This is a genomic window from Sphingorhabdus wooponensis, from assembly GCF_003933235.1.
GTDB classification, from domain to species: domain Bacteria; phylum Pseudomonadota; class Alphaproteobacteria; order Sphingomonadales; family Sphingomonadaceae; genus Sphingorhabdus_B; species Sphingorhabdus_B wooponensis.
Map to the genome: position 1 here is coordinate 92,463 of NZ_RWJI01000002.1, position 17,012 is coordinate 109,474.

Consider the following 17,012-nt stretch of genomic DNA (forward strand, 5'->3'; position numbering starts at 1 on the left):
GGCACGCAAGCATCGCGATAGAATATTAAAATTAAGGTCCAAGGAAAAAACGATGTCATTGTTAGAAGCGCGCAACAGCTACAAGCCCTTTGAATATCCTTGGGCCTATGACTTCTGGAAACGCCAGCAGCAGATCCATTGGTTGCCCGAAGAAGTGCCCTTGGGCGAGGATTGCCGCGATTGGGCGCAGAAGCTTTCGGACCATGAACGCAATTTGCTGACGCAGATTTTCCGTTTCTTCACGCAAGCCGATATCGAGGTGCAGAATTGCTACCACGAACATTATGGCCGCGTGTTCAAGCCGACCGAAGTCAAGATGATGCTCACCGCCTTTTCCAACATGGAAACCGTCCATGTTGCGGCGTACAGCCATTTGCTCGACACCATCGGCATGCCCGAGAGCGAATATTCGGCCTTCCTTGAATATGAAGAAATGGCGGCCAAGGTCGATTATATCCACCAATTCGGCGTCGACAGCGACGAAGACATTGCCCGCACACTCGCGATGTTCGGCGGCTTTACCGAAGGGCTGCAATTGTTCGCATCTTTCGCGATGCTGATGAACTTCCCGCGCTTCAACAAGATGAAGGGCATGGGGCAGATTGTTTCGTGGTCCGTCCGCGACGAATCCTTACATTGCGAAGGCATCACCAAACTGTTCCACGCATTCTGCGCCGAACGTGGCTGCCTCACCAAGTCGGTGAAGGAAGACATTATCGATTGCTGCCAGAAGGTCGTCCGTCTGGAAGACGCGTTCATCGACCTCGCGTTCGAAATGGGCCCCGTCCCCGGTATGACCGCCAAGGAAATCAAGCGCTACATCCGCTACATCGCCGATTGGCGCTTGGGTCAGCTTGGTTTCCAGCCCATTTACATGGTCGAAGACCACCCGCTGCCATGGCTCGCGCCATTGTTGAACGGCGTCGAGCACGCCAACTTCTTCGAAACCCGCGCGACCGAGTACAGCAAGGCGTCGACACGCGGCGATTGGGGCCAGGTATGGAACAGCTTCGACAACCGTAAGAAGAAAAGCATCATCGGCATCGAGCCAGCCGCCGAAAATGACGGCATGGACATGTTTGAAGCGGCAGGGGTTGCCGCGGAGTAAGCATTCTCCATGATCTGATTTATACGCCATCGCGTTAGACATTCCCGCTGCCGCGCTTCTGCAAAGAGGCGCGGCAGTTTTTTGTGCGCATTCTGTGCGGATGTGGGGGGAGCGTGTTGCGGTCATACTAGCGACACGTTGTGGACAACTGCCAAATCGGATTTGACTTCACATTTTTTGACAATATGTTGAAAGTGTAACAAGCGTGCGCAGCCATTGGGGGCTAAATATGGAACAGCTTCGACTATCACAAAATAAGAGAGGCATGATCGAGGTCATAGACGCCAAAATTTACGGCATAGATATGCTCGAACATGCTCGGGTTGCAGCGGTGTGAGTGATACGCCACGACCTAACCTATACATCGGATTAGTATGTCCGGCCGGAACCGACCTGACCGATGTAAAACAACAACTGAAAGCTCAGTTGGTAGTGGTAGGATATAAATATGAAGAAATTAAAGTAAGTAATGCAATCAAAGAAGCACTCCATGTACCGGAAAGTGAAAATGAGTTTTTTCGCATCAAAAGTTTAATGTCAGCAGGCGATCAAATTCGTGAAAAATCACAAGATGGGTCTGGAGTAGCATCCTTAATGGTAACAGCCATTCGCGCAAGTCGCGGTGATGAAAAAGATCAGGATAAATCAACTGCTTTTATTATCGACTCTTTGAAAAATCCTAAAGAGCTAGAGATACTTGATAAAATATATGGTCGAAATTTTTATTCAATTTCTGTTTCTTCATCAAAGGATGATAGAATAACTTTTCTCGCTAATAAATTAGCAAGATCTGAAACGAAGCCTGTTTCGGGTATATACGTTGATAAAGCTAGAGAACTAATCGAACTTGATGAAAAGGGTCAGGATGACACGGGTCAGAGCGTAAGAGATACGTTCCCAAAGTCAGATTTCTTTGTCGATTATAAAAATGGAAGTGAAGAAATTCGTCGATTTATTCGTCTTATATTTCAAGATCCATTTATAACTCCGACACTTGACGAATACATGATGTTTGTAGCGAAGGCCACAGCTTTACGTTCATGTGACCTTTCGCGCCAAGTAGGCGCCGTGATCTGCAGTCGAAATGGCACAATTATTTCAAGTGGATGCAATGAAGTGCCATACCCTGGCGGCGGCTTTTACTACGAAGGAAGAGAAGGGTGCATTGATGACAATCGCGATAAGGTGGAACAACACGATCCAAATTTTAACGAAGTAAAAAAATCTATAACAAAATTTATAGAGATACTACAAGAATCAGAATATATTTCAAAAGATACAAACAAGGATAATATTGCAGATGATCTTTTGCATGGAAAGAATAAAAAATTGACAGATGACTCACGATTACGGAATTTGATAGAGTTTAGTCGAGTTGTACATGCAGAAATGCACGCCATAACTGAAGCAGCTGCAAATGGTCGTGCGGTTCAAGGTGCTTCTTTGTATTGCACTACATACCCATGCCATTTGTGTGCCCGTCATATCATTTCCGCCGGAATATCATCTGTTATTTATATTGAGCCTTATCCTAAAAGCCTAACAGCTGAATTATATCATAGAGAAATAGAATCAGAGCCTCGAGAAACTGATTGCGACAATAATCGTGAGCCAGTTGAATTTCGTTCGTTCAGAGGTATTTCACCCACCTTATATCAGCGCGTTTTTTCTTATCGTAAACGTAAAGATGGTTATGGCGCTGTCGCACAGTGGCAACCACTTAGTGCAATGCCTGTAGGTTCCGTCGCAAATGCCGCTCGACCGGAATTTGAAGCGATGATTGCAATTCAGCTTGAACCGATATTAGAAATGATTCATGCTGTGCATAATGAATAATTATGTCGGTGGGGAAGGTGGGATATTATGTCAGATTCGACATTAAAGCAGCAAATTATTCGTGATCGACAAATTGTTGATGGAATTAGTCAGAAATCTCAAAATGCGTATCAGATGGAATTGCGGAGCACCCTTAATCAGGGTGCATTTTACAGCTTTGGTTCGAAGCAAAGCATTCCTAAGAAAGCATGATGTTGCGGCATTGGAGTTGAAGCCCACGCTACTACTATAAAAAAACCTTAGTCAGATTTTCACCCCGCCCTTAACCACTTCGATGCCATGCTACTTGCATGGCTAGCTACACCCTCCCCAATGCGCTTGGCCTGTTTGCGCTGGTAAACCTCTGGACATTCCTACTGTTCGGCGTCGATAAGATGCGCGCTGGGGCGGGGGCAGGTCGCGTGTCCGAAGGGGCGTTGCTGGCTTGGGCATTATTCGGCGGCACCATCGGCGCGTATGCTGGCCGCGCGCTGTTCCGGCACAAGACGCGAAAGCAGCCTTTTTCCAGCCACCTCCACCAGATTGCGATATTGCAGGTCTGTGCCGCTGTGCTGGCGGCGGGCTGTTTATGACGAACCGCGCGCGTCTGGGGCGGCGATAGGGCTGGTCAGCACCAGCTGCGTCGGCCGCCTGCATAATAACGCGCAAGGCCTTCTTCGACCAATAGTTCGCCCAGGCTTTGGCCGCCGCGCGTCAATATGCGCAATTTGCGGCCATAGCGATCTTCGTCGCGGTTTATGCTTTGCAAAGTGAAGGGACCGGCATTGACGAGTTGGTGTAGCCGCCGCGTGGCCGCGGCACCGCGCGCCGCCTCCGCCGCGCATTGCGGTTGATGTGTTTCGGGGGTGTCGATATCGGCGATGCGGATCTTGCTACCGCGATACCATATCGTATCCCCATCCACGACGCAGTTCGTACCCGCGCCGCTTTTGCAAATGCTGAAGGCGGCGGTTTCGGTATCGGCGACGCTGGCGGTGGCGGTGGCGGCAAGGGCCGCAACGCCGCCGGGCATGGCTGTCCAAGCGCCGCACAAAATGGCAGCAGGCAGCATCAGTCGAAGCGAGAGAAAGCGAGTCATATGTGCACTGGACCTTTGCGCATGTCAGCAGCGCACGAGCACTGCCGCTTCATAATACCATATTTTACATGTTAGGCTCAATGATTGGTTAAGGTCACGGCCCATTAGGTCGGATTTGGAGCAGTTGAAATCGGCAGCGCACATGAAAAAAGCCGCCGGGGTTGCGCCCGGCGGCTTCGTATGTGGCTTGAGTCTGATGGCGGATTAGAAACGAACGCCTAGACCAATAACCGCCTGATGACGGTCAACGTTGATCTGCCGATCATAATCATTTTCGCCGATGTCGAGATTCTTGTAGTTAGAATACCGATATTCCGCCTTGATGAAGCCGCTTGGCCCAAGCAGGTTGAATTTTTGCTCCATTCCGGCGCCAACGCGATAGCCATCGGCTGTCACACCATTGTTGAAGATCGTACCTGCGCCATTGTCAAAACGGCCTTCGAACTTCGCATTGGTGTAACCACCTTTGACATAAATCATCGTTGAAGGCGAAACGGCAAAGCCAAGACGCGCGCCAACATACAGGTCACGGTCGGTGTTCAACCGGAACGAATCGCCGGTGGAGAACAGGTCATTAGCCGCACCGTTAACGTCGGAATCGGCAAATTCGCCTTCGATACCGGCAATCACGCCGCCCATTTGAAAGTCGTAACCTGCGGCCACGCCATACATGAGATCACCGTCACCATCGGCCACATCGTCATAGCCGACGAGCGCTTCGACATGCGGCCCCGTGAACGGCGCGTCTTCCTGCGCAAAGGCAGGGGTTGCAAGTGCAGTGGAGAGGAGGGCTGCACCAATTAAAAGTTTACGCATTTTGATTATCCATTTTCAGTCAAACTGACGCCATTCTTGCGGCATCGTTGACCAAATGCCGCAGCGGCACGGATAGTTTCATGAATATAAAACAACAAAAATGCTGTGACATTATAGGCACGCTTTGGGCTGGCGCTAAACCCGCTTGCCCTCCCCTTCCGATTTGGACATGGATGCCGCATGGAACAGACGCCGCAACCCGCCACCGCCTTCAAGATCCTGACCGCAGCGCAATGGGCGCAATTTGAAGCGGACGGCGTCTTTCACGGCGCCCCTGTTGATCTGGCAGACGGGTATATCCATTTGTCGACGCAAGATCAGGTTCAGGGCACGTTGGACAAGCATTTTGCCGGACAAGAGGGTCTTGTAATTGCCGAGGTGGATTTAACCACGCTGAAAGATGCAATCAAATGGGAGCCATCGCGCGGCGGCGCACTTTTCCCGCATATTTATGGGGATTTGCCGATGCACGCGATTGTTGGATATTTGACTCAGATCAAAGCATGACGGCATTTCCGGCGCCATAAGGGCCTTCTCAACTGAAGGAAACCGACATGGACGTCATTCAAATTCCCGCCGTCGCCATTTTCATGACTATGCTGACATCTTTTGCGATTGTCATGCTGGCTGTCACCTTGGGCGATGCCATCAGACGTTAAACAATAGCTTCACAGATGCAGACGTGGGTCGCTTAGCTTAAACGCTTTCTCCAAGGCCATTCTCCGCCCGATCACAATGGCTTTTCGTAAATACGATAAACTTTGTTGACCTCACCATTCATCGCCGCGCCCACGGACTGCATCGGGCCGTTATCGTCCAATACCCAGCCAAATTCCCCGCGCGAGGCACCAAATATGCGCGTCGACGCATCGCGAATATAGGCGACCATCATGAACGCCAATTGGCTGGCCAATCGTGTCGCCTGCAATTTTTTGACCACGCCCATCAACGGCACGCGCATGCTGCGGACCTTAGGGGCGCGAAGCCACCACAGCAATTTTGCCCAGTTGAACGGGAATAATGATCCACCGAAAGTGCCGATTTTCTCATTGATGTCAGGCCATGTCATCATGAAAGCCACAGGCTCTCCATCAACCTCTGCAATGCGGATCAGATCGTTAAACACAATGGGTTTAAGCTGCTTGCCGGTATGCGCGACTTCTGCATCCGTGATGGGCACAAAGCCCCAATTCCCACTCCATGCATCGTTCAGTATCGACAATATGATAGCCGCTTCAGCATCAAAATTGGCCTTATTGACCTTCCGAATGACAATCCGTTCATTGCGTTCACCCGATGCGACAATGCGTTGCACCAGAGGCGGCAAGGGCACGTCAATCGGTATGTGATAGGTATAAAGGTCTTTAACACCCGCATAGCCCGCCGCCTCTATCCACGCGCCATATGCAGGGGTGTGATGCCCCATCAGTACCGTCGGCGGGTGATCATGACCCTGCACCAACAATCCTGGCTCTTCCCAGATCGAAAGGCTCAATGGCCCCAGCGCACGGACCATTTTTTTGTCACGCAGCCAGGCTTCTGCGGTTTTGATGAGGATTTTTGCCACTTCGGCGTCTTCGGCTTCAAAAAATCCCCAATTGCCTACACCGGGGCCCATGCCCTGTTCCGGAGGCTGGGCCAAAGCCAGAAAATCCAAATGCGCCGAAATCCGACCGACAATCTGTCCATTCCGCTCGGCCAGAAACAACTGCGCTTCGCCATGTTCGAACCACGGGTTTTTGCCCGGCGTAATCGTCGCCATGACGTCGCTTTTCAAGGGCGGCACCCAGTTCGGGTCGTTCGCATATAAACGAAAAGGCAAATCGACAAAAGCGCGCTTGTCGGCCTTTGTCGAAACCGGACGAATGTTGATATCTGTCATATACTATCCCTGAAACCTTGCGCGACCTGCGACCCTCATTCTTCAGTGCGGACCAAAACTGTCTCGCCGATCAAGAAGAACAACAAAAACGGCCCCCATGCCGCAATCCATGGTGGATAGGCGCCGAGATTACCCATCGCCAAAGCGAAATTGTCAGCGACAAAATAGGTGAAGCCCAAAGCCATCCCGATAACCGCCCGCAAAAAGAGCGCGCCAGATCGGGCAAGGCCAAAGGCCGCCACTGCGCCCAGCAACGGCATCAACAATGTGGACAGGGGCCCAGATAGCTTGTGCCATAATATGCCCTCCAGATTATCCGTACGGCGTCCAGCTGCTTTGAGATCGTCAATCGCGCGCATAAGCGGCAGGAAAGCAAGGCTGTCACCGTCGACCTTCACCACATTGAACCGGTCGGGCGTTATACCTTTACCAATGACAAGACGATCTGCCGTCGTCCCGGTTGTTGTCGCCACATTGAACGATTTTGTGTCCTCAAGCTGCCAAGCATCGCCGGTGTAACGCGCCCGGCTGGCAGTGATGACTTGTCGCAATCCGCCATTGGCACGCAGATATATGCGGACATCCTCCAGCACGGTGTCATCGCCGGAGCCAAGGACATTGCCCGCTTTGATAAGGTCATCGCCCTCACGCACCCATATATTATTGCTGGCGTTGCCATCAGGTGCCACGGCGCCATATTCCGCCGCCTGCCATGCCTTCAATCGCGCCGTATTGGGCGCAACAACGGTATCGTTAAAGGTAAAGGATATCACCGCAACGCCAAGGCTGGCGACGAACATCGGTGCCAAAATCTGATGCGCAGATAATCCGGCCGCCTTCATCGCCACGACTTCGCTGTTCTGGCTTAAACCCGCAAAAGTGATGAGGGTACCCAGCAAAACGGAAAAAGGCAGAAATCTTGCAATAATCTGCGGCGCACGCATCGAAACATAATGCAGCACATCGCCTTGGTCATTTCCGGGAACTGACAGAATTTTGCCACTTTCACCCAGCAAATCTAGCGTCATCAATATCAAAACCAGCATCATCAGCACGGCGAAGCTGCGAATGATGAACAGCTTTGCCATATAGATTGTGATGTTGCGCGACGGGAAGAAATGCATGGTCTATGCCTCCGCCGATGGTGCGGGCATACCAATGGTCGCCAACCGCGATTTTCGACCGAACCGAAACATACGCTTGACCCATTTACCACTTTTTGTGGCAAAAACCTCCAACGCGCCAATTGGCTGTCCACCTGGCACATGCGCGATGATATGGTACATCCAAAGGATCAGCCCTGCAAACAGCAAAAATGGCAGCCACAAAGCAATGAAGGGATCAACGATTCCCATGCCGCCGACGCCTTCGGCATATTCGTTGATTTTGTGATAGGTCACCACCATCACAATCGATAAGAACACCCCAAGCGCCGAGGTTGACCGCTTTGGCGGAATTGCCAATGCCAGTGCCAGCAACGGTAGCAAGAGCATCATAGCGACTTCTACTAAGCGGAAGTGAAAATTGGCCCAAGCCCTGTTGCGATCAAGCTCCGGTTTTTGGGCATCCAAACCAATTTGGATCAGCTCAGTGATCAGATATTCGCGATCCTTGCCACCGCGCGTTCGGAAATTTTCGATCTTTGGCAACGGAATAGGGATGTCGTGACTGGTAAAGCTTAACACCCGTGGCGATTCATAATTGGGCGCATCATGTACGAGCGTTCCTTTTTCGAGCCGCAGCAAGATCGTATCAGGATCATCGGTCCGCAAAAACTGGCCTTGTTCCGCCGTCACGGCAATGGTCTGCCCGCTGTTGCTTTGCGCGAAAACAAATAAGCCCGACAGCGCATTGCCGTTATTGCGGCTCTCATCGATACGGACGGTCAGGTTTTTGCCGACATTGTTAAACTCCCCCACCCGTACTTTCGCGCCAAAGGCACCTGAACGCAGTTCAAAGCGCAGTTCTTCATACAAATAGCGCGAACTTGGTTGAATAAAGCCAACGATGGCGAAATTAACGACTGCAAGGCCGATTGCGAGCATGAACGGAACGCGCAGCAAGCGGAAATAGCTCATGCCCACTGCACGAAAAATATCGAGCTCTGAAGACGTTGCCAATCGGCGGAACGCCAGCAAGATGCCAAGCAGCAGGCCAATGGGGATACCCAAGGAAAGATATTCGGGCATAAGGTTGGCGAGCATGCGCCACACCACGCTGACGGGCCCACCTTCTGCGGCAACGAAGTCAAACAGGTTCAGCATCTTTTCCAGCAGCAATAATGATGCGGCAATTGCGAGCGTCGCAAGCAGCGGCAGCATTACCAGCCGGAAGATATAGCGGTCAGTGGCAGTTAGAAATTTCAACTTATGGTCGCCCTGTCACCCTAATTTGGCCGCAAACTCACCCGATAGACGCTTACAGGTTCAGGGGCAATATCGATGCTATCCGAAAAACGTGCGGATAACGGACATAAAGTTCCAGGAGTATTGCAATGAAGAAATGTGTCGCTCTTGTGGTTATGGTGGGTCTGGTGCTGGTTTCTGGCGCAGCTGCAGCCAATCAAGAGCTCAATAATGATATGTCGCGATGCACGTCGGGCAATGGACCGGCTGTGCTCGTACAGATACGCGGCGTAAAAGAATCAAAGGGAAAAATCCGCGTCCAATCCTATCCCGCAATCCCCAGCGCGTGGCTGGCAAAGGGCCGCTGGCTTCATCGGGTCGAAAGCCCCGCCAATGAAGGCAGCATGAATATTTGTATCCCTATTCCCTCCGAGGGCAAATATGGCATCGCTGTCCGGCATGACCGCAATGGCAATGGCAAGACCGATATCAGCCAAGACGGCGGCGGCTTTTCCAACAACCCAAGCATCAGCATACTGAATTTGGGCAGACCATCGGTTCACAAGGTTGCTTTTCAAGCTGGGCCGGGCGTTACGCGCATTACCGTCAATTTGAAATATATGTGAGGGTACTGATTTGGCTTTAGTAGCGCTCCTTTCGAACCCGAATTCAACTGGTAACCGTTCTATATTGCCGGCAGTTCGCACCTATTGCGCCAAAAACCCGGATATATTCCATTATGAGGTCGAGGAGATCGGCCAGATTGCTAAGGCACTGGAGATGATTGCCCGCGTCAAGCCCAAGGTTTTGGTTATCAACGGTGGCGATGGCACGGTTCAATCCGCCCTGACCGAGTTGTATCATGGCGGTCATTTTGAAGGCACTCCGCCGCCAGTAGCAGTATTACCGAATGGCAAGACGAACCTCATCGCCTTGGACTTGGGCGCAGAAGGCGACCCGCTGGAAGCGCTTTCGCGAATCATTGAGGTCGCAAAAGGCGACCTGTCAAAACATATCGTGGTGCGAGAACTCATTGCCCTGAGCGATGGCAGCGAAGGTGCGCGCCCGGTGCTTGGCATGTTCTTAGGCGGCGCGGGGCTTGCCGAAACAATTTTATATTGTCGGCACAAGATTTATCCATTGGGTTTACCCAATGGGCTGAGCCATTTTTTGACAGTACTTGCGGTCATTTTGTCAGCAATGGTGAGTGTAAAAGCCAGTTTTCTTCCTAAACGATCCAAGCCAGTCAGTATTTCGTTCATTCGGAGCGGTGAATTGCACGGCACTTTCTCCGTCTTAATTGTGACAACCTTGGAAAAGCTGTTGTTAGGCGGGCAGGCGGGCAGCATTAAACAACGCGGGCTGATGAAATTTCTGGCCGTGGACCAAAAACCATTGGCAATGTTCAAAATGATCGCAGCGTCCTTGCGTGGGAAATTGGGCCAAACCCCAATGACTGGCGTCCATTTTGAGCAGGGTGACGTCATTCGTATCGATAGCGAACAGAGCAGCGTAGTTCTGGATGGTGAAGTGTTTGAAGCCTATCGTGGCAGCCCCATCGTGCTGCGCTCCACACCGCCGGTTCCGTTCTTGAAATTGGCCGCTTAACAAGCGCCCACAAAGGCGGCTAAGGCCTTAGATATGCTTTCGCTTACGCAACTTGTCGCTGAAGAATTGGCTGTCCCGGTACAAACGGGGGTCGGTGAATTTGCAGCGCATATCGCGGCGCAGTTTAATGGCGCTGCACGCGCCGTGTTGTTTTACGGTTCATGTTTACGGTCCGAACAACTGCAGGGCGAGATGCTTGATTTTTACCTGATCGTTTCGGACTATGAAACGGCTTATGGCAAAGGCTGGCTGGCGAAATGGAACCGGCTTTTGCCGCCCAACGTCTTTCCGTTTCAACATAATGGCCTCATCGCGAAAGTCGCGGTGTTAAGCGAAAAAGACTTTCATGACCTTAACCGGCCAGCCGCCTCCGCCGTATCGGTGTGGGCTAGATTTGCGCAGCCGTCGCGCTTTGCATGGTGCGCGGACGAAACTGCAAAACATACGGCCGTAATAGCGATTTCCGGCGCAGCACCAACCTTACTCAATGCGGCATTGGCATTTGTCGAACGGGACGTGGACGTCCTCGATTTATGGCAGTCGGGTTTTCAAATGACCTATAGCGCCGAACTGCGGGCCGAACGCAAAGACCGGCCGTCGTCCGTCATCGCATTCGACCCCGAACGCTATAGAAGTTTTGGCATCGCTGCGCTGTTTCACACCAGCATAGCAAACGAACTGCGCGGTGGGAAAATCCTGCTATTGCCCGATGTGGATGGCAGAATTGCGCAAGAGAAAAATCGTTGGCCGGGCTTGCGGCGACGCGGCAAATTACTGACTATTGCTCGGCTTGCTAAAGCCGCGTTTACTTATGCGGGCGGAATTGATTATCTGGCATGGAAGATCAACCGACACGCCGGAACGCACATCGTCATCCGGCCATGGCAACGCAAATGGCCCTTAGTCGCGGCGTTATTTCTCGTGCCGAAGTTGCTGGCGAAGGGCGCGGTGCGTTAACCGTCAAAGTGGTTGCGCGGCGCGAGCAGAACAAGCGCGAAAACCCCGGCATAACCTGCAGGCAACCACAGGCTGTTGAGCCCGAAGATGCCAAACATCAACGCACCAACCGCAGCGCCGCTGAAGAGACCTAACCATAATAACAGATAGGGTACCCAGTCCAAACGCGGTCCGCCGCTGATAAATGTCGCAAACCCTTGCCCGATCTTAACGAGCGCGCCGGTCATGTAGGTGAGCCCAAACGACACCGACCCTTCGCGTTCAAAAAGCGTGTTTTCCAGCCCCATGCAAAATGCAGCCAAGCACAGGCCGGTCAGTAGAAATCCGAAGCCAGCAATCAGCGGCGCGGCGCACAATAATGCCGATATGATCATGAGGATAATCGCCTGCCGCTTTGTGGGCGATAGCGTGTTTTTGCGGCCAATAAGCGAGCCGACGACGACGCCCACCACAAAGCTTGCCAACAATGAAGCGACCATGCCGAGATAAGGCGCGGTGTCCACCATACCCACGCTGAGCCGCGTGGAATTTCCGCTCATAAAGGACAGGAAAAACCCGCCGCTGGCGAGGAAGCCAATAGCATCGACCATCCCCGCCATGGCCGCGAAACTAACGGCCAAAAGGCGGGCGTTACGGTCCAGCCTGTTCACGGACGCCCCGTCAGATGATCCCGACGGCTTTGCCCGCGCGTTCGAAACGGTCAAGAATGTCAGCGACCTGATCGCTGCTATGTTCTGCGCATAATGAGCAACGCAGCAAGGTCATACCCGCTGGCGTCGCGGGCGGACGTGCCAAGTTCACATAGAGCCCGTTTTCAAGCAATGCGGCCCACATCGCCGCGCCTTTTTCCAGATCAGGCATGACGACCGCGATGATGGCGCTTTGTGCATTGGGCGTGCCCAATTGAAAGCCAAGATCGCGCAACCCCTGATGCAAATTCTTTGAATTTTCCCACAAATGCGCACGTTTGTCTTTATTGTGCATCAATTTGCGGATGCTGGCCGCTGAACAAGCAACGACCGATGGCGGTAGCGAGGCGGTGAAGACATAAGGACGGCACACCAACCGCATGATTTCAAACTTGGGGTGGTTCGACACGCAGAAGCCGCCCACGGTACCAACCGATTTGGAGAAGGTGCCAATGACGAAATCGACATCATCGAGCACGCCCTGCTCTTCCGCCACGCCGCGTCCATTTTCGCCAATAAAGCCCATTGAGTGCGCTTCGTCGACCAAGATCATTGCGCCAGCCTCTTTCGAGACGCGGATCATTTCCTTCAATGGCGCAACGTCGCCCAGCATGGAATAAACGCCTTCCAGCACCACAAGCTTGCCTGCGTCCGCCGGAAGCCGCTTAAGGCGCTTTTCAAGAGCCTCAGCGTCATTGTGGCGGAATGCGACGATTTCGGCATCGCCCATTTTGCAGCCATCATAAATCGACGCATGGCTGTCGATATCGAGGATGATATAATCGCCCTTGCCCGCAATTGTGCTGATAATGCCCAAATTCGCTTGATAGCCCGTGGAAAAGACCATGGCGTGGTCCATCCCGTAAAATTCCTTCAACGCGTCTTCGCATTCCTTATGGCCCTGAAATGTGCCGTTCAGAACGCGGCTGCCGGTCGTGCCCGCGCCAAATTCGTCCAACGCCTTTTTACCTGCGGCAATGACATCTTCGTCAAAGGTCATACCCATATAATTATAGGTGCCGAGCAAGATCGTTTCCTTACCATTCACAACAGCGACGGTGGGCGATTTCACTTCTTCCATCACCAGGCTGAACGGGTCTTTTACACCCGTGGCAAGCAGACCTTCGCGCTGGGCGATTAAGGCGTCAAATTTTGAAAATAGGTCAGTCATTACCGTCTCTCGTGCAAATTTTAAGCAGTGGTTAGCTTGGTCACGGCATCGACCAACTGGCCGACATTCTCAATCTCCGCCTGCAAATTCATGCTGATGATGATGTCGAAGCTGTCTTCGACTTCAGCCACAAAATCCATAACGGTCAGGCTGTCCCATTCAAGATCGCCAGCAAAGGTCGTTGCTTCACCAACTTCGACGCCTTTTTTGTTAAATGGTTCAATCAAGCCCTTGAGGCGATCAAACATTTCGCTTCGGTCAGTCATTCTTACATCCTCGATATGATTGGCGGCCAATGCCCCATATATCCGCGCTATGGCAAGCGAATAAGGCGGCAAAAGGGCAAGGCTAAGGCGCTACATCCACCCATGCTTGCGATACCAGCTTACCGTGTCTTTCAGGCCCGCAGGCGTTGCAATTTCCGGCACCCAAAGCGAGGGTGCAGGGGCCGCGCCGCGATCAATGGTCCAGTCGGGATGCGCAAGGTAATTCGCGCGATCCGGCGTCAGCTTCGCCTTTGGCCCGCGGACCGCGCGGTCCGCCCAGCCTGCAAATTTCAAAAGAAAGCTCGGTGCATGTACGGCCGTGATGTTACGGCCAACCGCTGCGCCAATGGCTTTGGCAAAGGCTTCATGGCTCCACCCGTCCGCCGTCCCATCATCTGCTTCAAACAGGCGCTTCGACACATTGTCGGCTGACAACAAGGTTACGAGCAAGCGCGCCAGATCATCGACATGGATGACCGACACGCGCCCGCGTGGCGGCAACAAAGCCCAGCCTTTGGCCGCAATACGGAACATATCAAACATTTCGGTATCGCCAGGGCCATAGACACCGGGTGGACGGACGACGGTCCAGTCGAGCGTTGACGTCTTTACAAGATTTTCCGCCTTCGCCTTGCTCGCGCCATAGATGGACAGCGCCGGTTCTCGCGCGGCAAGTGACGAGACCGCGACGAAGCGATCGATACCCGCCAATTGCGCAGCGGCGATCATGTTCGCCGTGCCCGCCACATTACCGCTTTCGAAACCAGCGGCATCGGGCGCGTTTACGACGCCAGCAACATGCAACACCGCGTCGGCCCCGTCGCACAATTCGATAAGGCTGGCTGTATCATCCAAGCGGCCATGCACCCATGTCACGCCTGCTGTCTTGGGCTGGTCGCGCCGTGTCAATGCCCGCACGTGCCAACCAGCCGCGACCAATCGGCCCAGCGTAATCCGCCCGACGAACCCCGTCGCGCCTGTCAATGCGACCGTTTTCACAAAAGTACCAATTGATCGCGATGGACCAGCACAGAGCGCGGCACAGTGCCCAATATGGCGGCCAACTCGCTGGACCGATGCCCGCAAATCCGCGCCGCATCGACCGCGTCATATTCGGAAAGCCCGCGCGCAATCGCAATGTCATCATCCGCGCTGATGTCGATGACATCGCCGCGTTTAAATTCGCCCTCAACCGACAATGCACCAGCGGGCAACAGGCTGCTTCCGTTCTTGAGCGCTTGCACCGCGCCATCATCAATGCGGATTCGCCCCTTGACTGTCAGCCGTCCGCCAAGCCAGCTTTTGCGTGCTGAGCCACCCTCTCGCGGCGCGAAGAAGGTCGAAGCCCCCCCTTGTTCCAACGCCAATAAAGGATGGTCGCGCAAGCCCGATGCGATCACCAGACCAATCCCTGCCCGCGTTGCAATATCAGCGGCGTCCAATTTGGACGCCATACCGCCGGAACCCATGCCCGACGAGGAGCCCTCAGCCACCATCACCCGCACGCGGCCATCAATCTTGTCTATTGTCGGCAGCAACGTTGCACCCGGCAAATGCGGCGCACGGTCAAAAAGACCGTCAACATCGGACAGCAATATCACGCCCGTTGCGCCCGCAGCTTGCGCAACACGCGCGGCCAAACGGTCATTGTCGCCAAAGCGGATTTCCTCCGTGGCGACGCTATCATTTTCGTTGATAACCGGTACGGCGCCAGCCCCCAAGAGGCGATCAAGCGTGGCTGCGATGTTCAAATAACGGCGGCGGTCCTCAAGATCATCGAGTGTCACCAGCATCTGCGCTGCGGCTAAGGACTGACCTTCCAAAAGGTCCGCCCAAATGCCCGATAACACAATCTGCCCGACCGAAGCGGCGGCTTGCGCATCGGCAAGGCTTGCGCGGCCACCCTTGTCAAAGCCCAAACGGCGGGCGCCCAGCGCAATCGCCCCTGAGGTGACAATGATGCACCTCTGCCCCGCCTTATGCCGCGCACTGATGTCCGCAACGAGTGTCTGAAGCCATTCCCGCCGCACAGTCCCGTCTGGCTGCACCAGCAACGAGGAGCCGACCTTCACCACCAATAAGGGGCAGGATGCCGGCAGGAATGCAGCGCTCAGATCGGCGACCATGTCCCGTCCTCGGTGATACCATCGGCCTTTGCGCCTTCAATCCCGCTTTTGGCAGGCAGCGCCTCCAATATCCGATCAAGGACCAAGTCGACGCCTTGGCCCGTCGCACCGGAAATCGCGATAACATCCTGCGCGCCCGCCGCATGAAGCTGCTCGGCAATGTCGGCCATCAATTCAGGGTCAAGTAAGTCGCCCTTGTTGAGTGCGACAATCTGGGGCTTTTCATCCAAGGCCGCGCCATATTCGCTCAATTCGTCGCAGACGATATGCCATGCGGCAATCGGGTCATCTTGCGTCGCATCGATCAAATGGATGAGTATGCGGCAGCGTTCAATATGGCCCAAGAAACGGTCGCCAATGCCAACGCCTTCCGCTGCACCGGCAATAAGCCCCGGAATATCAGCCAACACGAACTCACGCGATTTATGGTCCACAACACCCAATTGCGGACGCGTCGTAGTGAACGGATAATCGCCAACCTTCGCCTTGGTGTTGGACACTTGGTTGATGAAGGTCGATTTACCTGCATTTGGCATGCCGACTAGGCCCGCATCGGCCAGCAGTTTCAAACGCAGCCAGACATACATTTCTTCGCCCGGCCAGCCGGGGCCATGTTGGCGCGGGGCGCGGTTGGTTGAGCTTTTATACGATGCGTTGCCGCGGCCGCCATCGCCACCGCGCAAGAACACAACACTTTGCCCGACTTCGGTCAGGTCGAGCAGCAAGGTACGCTCTTCATCGTCGGCCAGAACCTGCGTTCCCACAGGCACCTGAATGACAAGATCATCACCATAAGCGCCATGGCGGTCACGGCCCATGCCTTGGATACCGCGCATCGCCTTGAAATGCTGCGCATAACGAAAATCGATAAGCGTGTTCAGTCCAGCCACAGCTTCAAAAATGACATCGCCACCCTTGCCGCCATTGCCGCCGTCGGGCCCGCCATATTGGACATATTTTTCCCGCCGAAAGCTGACCGCACCCGGGCCACCTGCGCCGGAACGGACAAATATTTTTGCTTGGTCAAGAAAATGCATATGGCGGCCTTAGACTATCAAATCGATTTCGTCATCCCGAACTCGTTTCGGGACAACATGCTAACGTCGCCTGTTATGCTGAAACGAGTTCAG

At 53.4% G+C, this 17,012-nt stretch carries 19 protein-coding genes; 8 read left to right on the forward strand and 11 right to left on the reverse strand.

What is annotated here, in order from left to right; all coding sequences use genetic code 11:
• Positions 1 to 52: 52 nt before the first annotated feature.
• The 4 genes from D7D48_RS08650 to D7D48_RS08660 all read left to right on the forward strand — a co-directional run bounded on the left by D7D48_RS08650 (position 53) and on the right by D7D48_RS08660 (position 3,516).
• Positions 53 to 1,108 (forward strand): ribonucleotide-diphosphate reductase subunit beta, encoded by a 1,056-nt coding sequence (locus tag D7D48_RS08650; RefSeq protein ID WP_125231031.1) that lies wholly within the window; start codon positions 53 to 55, stop codon positions 1,106 to 1,108.
• A gap of 333 nt (positions 1,109 to 1,441) precedes the next feature.
• Positions 1,442 to 2,944, forward strand: coding sequence for an anti-phage dCTP deaminase (locus tag D7D48_RS08655; RefSeq protein ID WP_125231032.1), 1,503 nt, complete (start codon positions 1,442 to 1,444; stop codon positions 2,942 to 2,944).
• 27 nt (positions 2,945 to 2,971) lie between these two features.
• The gene (locus D7D48_RS10515) at positions 2,972 to 3,136 is read left to right on the forward strand and encodes a hypothetical protein (RefSeq protein WP_185739829.1); all 165 of its coding nucleotides are present in this window, start codon (positions 2,972 to 2,974) and stop codon (positions 3,134 to 3,136) included.
• A 98-nt stretch (positions 3,137 to 3,234) separates the two neighbouring features.
• Complete coding sequence (locus D7D48_RS08660) at positions 3,235 to 3,516, forward strand: DUF1294 domain-containing protein (RefSeq protein ID WP_125231033.1); 282 nt, start codon at positions 3,235 to 3,237, stop codon at positions 3,514 to 3,516.
• A gap of 35 nt (positions 3,517 to 3,551) precedes the next feature.
• Here the strand turns inward: D7D48_RS08660 and D7D48_RS08665 are convergent, their stop codons facing one another.
• Both D7D48_RS08665 and D7D48_RS08670 read right to left on the reverse strand, forming a co-directional pair.
• The gene (locus tag D7D48_RS08665; RefSeq protein WP_125231034.1) at positions 3,552 to 4,022 is read right to left on the reverse strand and encodes a thermonuclease family protein; all 471 of its coding nucleotides are present in this window, start codon (positions 4,020 to 4,022) and stop codon (positions 3,552 to 3,554) included.
• Between the two features lie 204 nt (positions 4,023 to 4,226).
• Positions 4,227 to 4,838 (reverse strand): outer membrane protein, encoded by a 612-nt coding sequence (locus D7D48_RS08670; RefSeq protein WP_125231035.1) that lies wholly within the window; start codon positions 4,836 to 4,838, stop codon positions 4,227 to 4,229.
• Positions 4,839 to 5,018: 180 nt separating this feature from the next.
• Here D7D48_RS08670 and D7D48_RS08675 point away from each other — a divergent pair, with 180 nt between their 5' ends.
• A complete protein-coding gene (locus D7D48_RS08675) occupies positions 5,019 to 5,345 on the forward strand; it encodes a DUF952 domain-containing protein (protein WP_125231036.1) in 327 nt (108 codons plus the stop codon).
• Positions 5,346 to 5,568: 223 nt separating this feature from the next.
• Here D7D48_RS08675 and D7D48_RS08680 read toward each other — a convergent pair whose 3' ends face one another.
• Genes D7D48_RS08680 through lptF form a run of 3 tightly spaced genes read right to left on the reverse strand, consistent with a single transcriptional unit; the run spans position 5,569 to position 9,086 of the window.
• Positions 5,569 to 6,720, reverse strand: a complete 1,152-nt coding sequence (locus D7D48_RS08680; protein ID WP_125231037.1) for an N-acetyltransferase — start codon at positions 6,718 to 6,720, stop codon at positions 5,569 to 5,571.
• Positions 6,721 to 6,755: 35 nt separating this feature from the next.
• Positions 6,756 to 7,844 (reverse strand): LPS export ABC transporter permease LptG, encoded by a 1,089-nt coding sequence (lptG, locus tag D7D48_RS08685; RefSeq protein ID WP_125231038.1) that lies wholly within the window; start codon positions 7,842 to 7,844, stop codon positions 6,756 to 6,758.
• A 3-nt stretch (positions 7,845 to 7,847) separates the two neighbouring features.
• Complete coding sequence (gene lptF / locus D7D48_RS08690; protein ID WP_125231039.1) at positions 7,848 to 9,086, reverse strand: LPS export ABC transporter permease LptF; 1,239 nt, start codon at positions 9,084 to 9,086, stop codon at positions 7,848 to 7,850.
• A 128-nt stretch (positions 9,087 to 9,214) separates the two neighbouring features.
• On the opposite strand from lptF, the gene D7D48_RS08695 reads away from it, so the two are divergent.
• From D7D48_RS08695 to D7D48_RS08705, 3 genes are read left to right on the forward strand one after another with little or no spacing between them, the layout of a single operon-like run.
• On the forward strand, positions 9,215 to 9,691 hold the full coding sequence (locus tag D7D48_RS08695; protein WP_125231040.1) for a DUF2141 domain-containing protein: 477 nt from the start codon (positions 9,215 to 9,217) through the stop codon (positions 9,689 to 9,691).
• A gap of 10 nt (positions 9,692 to 9,701) precedes the next feature.
• Positions 9,702 to 10,673 carry a diacylglycerol/lipid kinase family protein gene (locus D7D48_RS08700; RefSeq protein WP_125231041.1) on the forward strand — a complete coding sequence of 324 codons (972 nt, stop codon included), beginning with the start codon at positions 9,702 to 9,704 and terminating at the stop codon, positions 10,671 to 10,673.
• A 33-nt stretch (positions 10,674 to 10,706) separates the two neighbouring features.
• Positions 10,707 to 11,630: a hypothetical protein gene (locus tag D7D48_RS08705; protein WP_125231042.1), complete on the forward strand. Its 924-nt coding sequence runs from the start codon at positions 10,707 to 10,709 to the stop codon at positions 11,628 to 11,630.
• Here the strand turns inward: D7D48_RS08705 and D7D48_RS08710 are convergent.
• The 6 genes from D7D48_RS08710 to obgE form a co-directional block, all read right to left on the reverse strand.
• Entirely contained in the window at positions 11,627 to 12,334 is a 708-nt protein-coding gene (locus tag D7D48_RS08710) for a YoaK family protein (RefSeq protein ID WP_245964412.1), read from the reverse strand. The two genes, D7D48_RS08705 and D7D48_RS08710, sit on opposite strands and share 4 nt — an antisense overlap.
• Entirely contained in the window at positions 12,291 to 13,490 is a 1,200-nt protein-coding gene (spt, locus tag D7D48_RS08715; RefSeq protein ID WP_125231043.1) for a serine palmitoyltransferase, read from the reverse strand. The genes D7D48_RS08710 and spt overlap by 44 nt, the downstream gene beginning before the upstream one ends.
• Before the next feature lie 20 nt (positions 13,491 to 13,510).
• Positions 13,511 to 13,756 (reverse strand): acyl carrier protein, encoded by a 246-nt coding sequence (locus tag D7D48_RS08720; RefSeq protein ID WP_125231044.1) that lies wholly within the window; start codon positions 13,754 to 13,756, stop codon positions 13,511 to 13,513.
• A gap of 90 nt (positions 13,757 to 13,846) precedes the next feature.
• Positions 13,847 to 14,755 (reverse strand): NAD-dependent epimerase/dehydratase family protein, encoded by a 909-nt coding sequence (locus tag D7D48_RS08725; RefSeq protein WP_125231045.1) that lies wholly within the window; start codon positions 14,753 to 14,755, stop codon positions 13,847 to 13,849.
• Positions 14,752 to 15,882, reverse strand: coding sequence for a glutamate 5-kinase (gene proB / locus D7D48_RS08730; protein WP_125231046.1), 1,131 nt, complete (start codon positions 15,880 to 15,882; stop codon positions 14,752 to 14,754). Before proB ends, D7D48_RS08725 begins: the two co-directional genes overlap by 4 nt.
• On the reverse strand, positions 15,867 to 16,919 hold the full coding sequence (gene obgE, locus D7D48_RS08735) for a GTPase ObgE (RefSeq protein WP_125231047.1): 1,053 nt from the start codon (positions 16,917 to 16,919) through the stop codon (positions 15,867 to 15,869). Before obgE ends, proB begins: the two co-directional genes overlap by 16 nt.
• Positions 16,920 to 17,012 lie beyond the last annotated feature (93 nt).